At 73.0% G+C, this 4,096-nt stretch carries 6 protein-coding genes and 1 tRNA gene; 4 read left to right on the plus strand and 3 right to left on the minus strand.

What is annotated here, in order from left to right; genetic code table 11:
* The 3 genes from EAD96_RS06795 to bcp all read right to left on the minus strand — a co-directional run.
* Window positions 1-509 (minus strand): GNAT family N-acetyltransferase (locus tag EAD96_RS06795; protein WP_147457847.1); only part of this gene is annotated, 509 nt, incomplete at its 3' end.
* Between the two features lie 64 nt (window positions 510-573).
* Window positions 574-659: transfer RNA gene (locus EAD96_RS06800), tRNA-Leu, on the minus strand.
* Between the two features lie 173 nt (window positions 660-832).
* Window positions 833-1,303 (minus strand): thioredoxin-dependent thiol peroxidase, encoded by a 471-nt coding sequence (gene bcp / locus EAD96_RS06805; RefSeq protein WP_013474255.1) that lies wholly within the window; start codon window positions 1,301-1,303, stop codon window positions 833-835.
* Between the two features lie 123 nt (window positions 1,304-1,426).
* Here bcp and EAD96_RS06810 point away from each other — a divergent pair, with 123 nt between their 5' ends.
* Genes EAD96_RS06810 through EAD96_RS06825 form a run of 4 tightly spaced genes read left to right on the plus strand, consistent with a single transcriptional unit; the run spans window position 1,427 to window position 4,093 of the window.
* The gene (locus EAD96_RS06810) at window positions 1,427-2,146 is read left to right on the plus strand and encodes an energy-coupling factor ABC transporter permease (protein ID WP_121683642.1); all 720 of its coding nucleotides are present in this window, start codon (window positions 1,427-1,429) and stop codon (window positions 2,144-2,146) included.
* A complete protein-coding gene (locus EAD96_RS06815) occupies window positions 2,143-2,562 on the plus strand; it encodes a PDGLE domain-containing protein (RefSeq protein ID WP_121683643.1) in 420 nt (139 codons plus the stop codon). Before EAD96_RS06810 ends, EAD96_RS06815 begins: the two co-directional genes overlap by 4 nt.
* A gap of 2 nt (window positions 2,563-2,564) precedes the next feature.
* Window positions 2,565-3,335 carry a cobalt ECF transporter T component CbiQ gene (cbiQ, locus tag EAD96_RS06820; protein ID WP_120571385.1) on the plus strand — a complete coding sequence of 257 codons (771 nt, stop codon included), beginning with the start codon at window positions 2,565-2,567 and terminating at the stop codon, window positions 3,333-3,335.
* The gene (locus EAD96_RS06825) at window positions 3,332-4,093 is read left to right on the plus strand and encodes an energy-coupling factor ABC transporter ATP-binding protein (protein WP_121683644.1); all 762 of its coding nucleotides are present in this window, start codon (window positions 3,332-3,334) and stop codon (window positions 4,091-4,093) included. The genes cbiQ and EAD96_RS06825 overlap by 4 nt, the downstream gene beginning before the upstream one ends.
* Window positions 4,094-4,096 lie beyond the last annotated feature (3 nt).

Here is a 4,096-nt window from a genome sequence, read left to right on the forward strand (position 1 = left end):
GTGCTCAAGCGCGTGATGGTGCACCCCGACACCCAAGGGCGCGGGTACGGCGCGGCGGGGAGGCGGCCGATCTCGCGATACCCGAGGCGCTTGTAGAAGCGGTCCAGTCCCAGACCGTCGCGGACCGTCACGTGCAGCGCCGCCAGACCGAGCCCTCGGGCGATCCGTTCGGCCTCGCGCATCAGCGCCGCGCCGTACCCGCGCCCTTGGGTGTCGGGGTGCACCATCACGCGCTTGAGCACCCGCCAGTGCGTCTTGAGGTGGAACCGGTTGTCGGCGATGACCAGGACGGCGACCAGGCGTTCACCCTCGTAGCCGGCGAGGAGCCGGTCCGGCCCGTCCGCCACCTCGTCGAGCGTCGAGGTGGCGAGCGGGCGTACCTCGTCCGCGGTTACGGGGGCGACGAAGCCGACGGCGCCGCCGGCGTTCGTCACGTCCGCCCAGAGCGCGATGATCTGTTCGCGCAGCTCGGGGGTCAGGTCGGGGTCGAGTACGAAACGCAGGTCCACGACGCCATCCTGCGCGCGGCGACCCGGCCCGAACCCGCGTTCGTGATGCGCGTGACAGCGCTGATGGTGCGGGAGGGGGGTTTCGAACCCCCACGTCCTCTCGGACACAGGCTCCTAAGGCCTGCGCGTCTGCCGTTCCGCCACTCCCGCCCGACCCGCCGAGTTTAGAGTGTCGCGCCGGAACCGTGTGCACTCCGGGCCGCGACCGGCCGCGACCGGCCGCGACGGGCCGCGACGGGCCGCGACGGGCCGCGACGGGCCACGACGAGCCGCGACGCGACGCGACGAGCCGCGACGCGACGTGGCATGCCCGTCCGGCGGCCTCAGTCGAGGCCGAGGTCCCGGCGCAGCTTGGCGACGTGACCGGTGGCCCGCACGTTGTAGAACGCCTGCTCGATCTTGCCGTCCTCGTCCACCACGAACGTCGAGCGGATCACACCGGTGACGGTACGGCCGTACATCTGCTTCTCGCCGAACGCGCCGTACGCGGTCAGCACCGCCTTGTCCTCGTCGGAGACCAGCGGGAACGTGATGGCGTCCCGGTCGCGGAACTTGGCGAGCTTCGCCGGCTTGTCCGGCGAGATGCCCACCACCTCGTAGCCGGCGGCCTGGAGGGAGGCGAGCGAGTCCCGGAAGTCACACGCCTGCTTCGTGCAGCCGGGCGTCATGGCGGCCGGGTACGCGTACAGGATGACCTTGCGACCACGCAGGCCGGCCAGGGACAGCGTGCCGCCGTCGTCGGTGGGGAGGGTGAACTCGGGGGCGGGGTCGCCGGGCTTGAGGCGGTCGGTCATGGCGGTGACGATACCGCCGGGCCGGTGCGGTCGGCCGACGGCGACCCGCCGGCGAGGTGACGGCCATCATGAGGTTGTTGCCAGATATTGGCAACAGTGCCTTCCTGGAAATACGCTGAGCGCGTGGACACCCTGGCGATGCACATCTCCAACGGGATCATCAACGGTCCGGTCGCCGCGATCTTCGCGGCTCTCGCCCTCGCCGCGCTCGCCTTCTGCGTGCTGCGGGGCCGAGCCGACCTCGACGACCGGCTGGCCCCGATGGCCGGGCTGGTGGCGGCGTTCATCTTCGCCGTGCAGATGCTCAACTTCCCGATCTTCACCGCCGGGGTCAGCGGCCACCTGCTCGGCGGCGCGCTGGCCGCGCTGCTCGTCGGCCCCTGGGTCGGCGCGCTCTGTGTCGCCGTGGTGCTGATCGTGCAGGCGCTGGTCTTCGGTGACGGCGGGGTCGCCATGCTCGGCCTCAACATCACCAACATGGCGCTGCTCGGCACCGCCGCCGCGTACCTGCTGATCGCGCTCCTGCTGCGCATGCTGCCGCGTACCCCGGCCGGGCTGGCCGTCACCGCCTTCGTCTCCGCGCTGGTCAGCGTGGTGGTCGCATCCCAGGGCTTCGTCCTCCAGTACTGGCTGGGCGGCACCACCGACCTCGGCGGCAACCTCGCCGGCCTGGCCGGCACCATGGCCTTCGCCCACCTGCTCATCGGCATCGGCGAGGGCCTGATCACCGCGACCACTGTGGTCACCGTCGCGAAGGTCCGGCCCGACCTGGTGTACGCGCTGCGCGCCCTCAAGCCGGCCACGCTGGCTCCCGCCGTCCCGGTCGCCGGAGGTGCCCGATGAGCAAGCGTCACTGGCCGTTCCTGCTCGGCGGCCTGCTGGTGGCCCTGCTGCTGGCCGGCGTGGTCAGCAACTACGCCTCCTCGCACCCGGACGGGCTCGACTCGTCGCTGCTCAAGGGCTGCACCGTGAACGCCGACGACGAGATCACCGGCGGTAGCTGCCCGGCCCAGCAGGCCAAGGACCACGAGCTGGCGGACAGCCCACTGGCCGACTACGGCGTACGCGGGATCGGCAACGACTTCGTCTCCACCGGCCTGTCCGGCGTACTCGGTGTGCTGCTCACCTTCGCGCTCGGCGGGGGCCTGTTCTGGCTGGCCCGCCGCCGCGGCCCGGCGAAGCCCACCGCATCCGCCACGCCCACCACGAGCGCCGACTCGGCGGACGAGGCCGCGACCCCGTCCACCGGCACACGCTGACCATGGGCGCCGGGCACGCGCACGTGCTCTACCGCGAGTCCGGCTCGCCGGTGCACCGCCTCCCGCCGGAGGTGAAGATCGCCGCGATGGTGCTGTTCACAGTCGCGGTGGTGGCCACGCCCCGGGAGGCGTACTGGGCCTTCGGCGGGTACGCCCTCCTGGTCGCCGTGGTGGCCGCGCTGGCCCGGGTCGGCCCGCGCTGGCTGCTCAGCCGGGCGCTGATCGAGCTGCCGTTCGTGCTGTTCGCGTTCGCGCTGCCGTTCCTCGGCGCCGGGGAGCGGGTGGAGGTGGCCGGGCTCGCCCTGTCCGTCGACGGGCTGCACGGCGCGTTCAACATCCTCGCCAAGGGCACGCTCGGCGTACTCGCGTCGCTCCTGCTCGCGGCGACCACGACGACGCGTGACCTGCTGGTCGGCCTGGACCGGCTGCGGTGCCCGCAGATCCTCACCCAGATCGCCACGTTCATGCTGCGCTACCTGGAGGTGCTCGTCGGCGAGGCCCGGCGGATGCGGGTGGCGCGGGTGTCCCGGGGCGACGACCCGCGGTTCCTGTGGCAGTTGCGCGGCTTCGCGGCCGGGGTCGGCGCGCTGTTCCTGCGCGCGTTCGAGCGCGGCGAGCGGGTCTACCTGGCGATGCTCTCCCGCGGTTACACCGGCCGGATGCCGGCGGTGTGGCAGGGGGCCGGCGCGGCCACCGCCGGCCAGTGGGCGGCCGCCGCGACGGTGCCGGCGATCGCGGCCACCATCGCCGCCGTCGCACTCGTCCTGCAATGATCGGGTACGTGCAGCAGCCGCCCTCCCTCGACATCAGCGGCGTCCGGTACGCGTACCCGGACGGTCACGTCGCCCTGCACGGGGTGGACCTGACCGTGCCGCGCGGCGAGCGGGTGGCGCTGCTCGGGCCCAACGGCGCCGGCAAGACCACGCTCGTGCTGCACCTCAACGGCATCCTCATCCCGACCGAGGGCACGGTGAGCGTCGGCGGCCTGACGGTCGGCCGCGACCGGGAGACGCTGGCCGAGGTACGCCGCCGCGTCGGCATCGTCTTCCAGGATCCGGACGACCAGCTGTTCCTGCCCACAGTCGCCGAGGACGTGGCGTTCGGCCCGGCCAACCTGGGCCTGCGCGGGGCCGAGCTGGCCGCCCGCGTCGACGAGGCGCTCGCGGCCGTCGGGATGGGCGAGCACCGGGACCGGGCGCCGCATCACCTGTCGTTCGGGCAGCGGCGCCGGGTGGCGGTGGCGACGGTGCTGGCCATGCGCCCGGAGATCCTTGTGCTGGACGAGCCGTCGTCGAACCTCGACCCGGCCGCCCGCCGCGAGCTGGCGGAGATCCTGCGCTCCCTGCCGGTGACGCTGCTCATGGTCACGCACGACCTGCCGTACGCGGCCGAGCTGTGCCCCCGCTCGGTGATCCTGGACGACGGCCGCATCGTCGCCGACGCCCCCACACGCGACCTGCTGGCGGACGAGGCACTGCTGACCGCCCACCGCCTGGAACTCCCGTACGGCTTCGCCCCCCGCCCGAGCTGACCC

This window comes from Micromonospora sp. BL1 (genome assembly GCF_003667485.1).
Lineage (GTDB): Bacteria > Actinomycetota > Actinomycetes > Mycobacteriales > Micromonosporaceae > Micromonospora > Micromonospora tulbaghiae.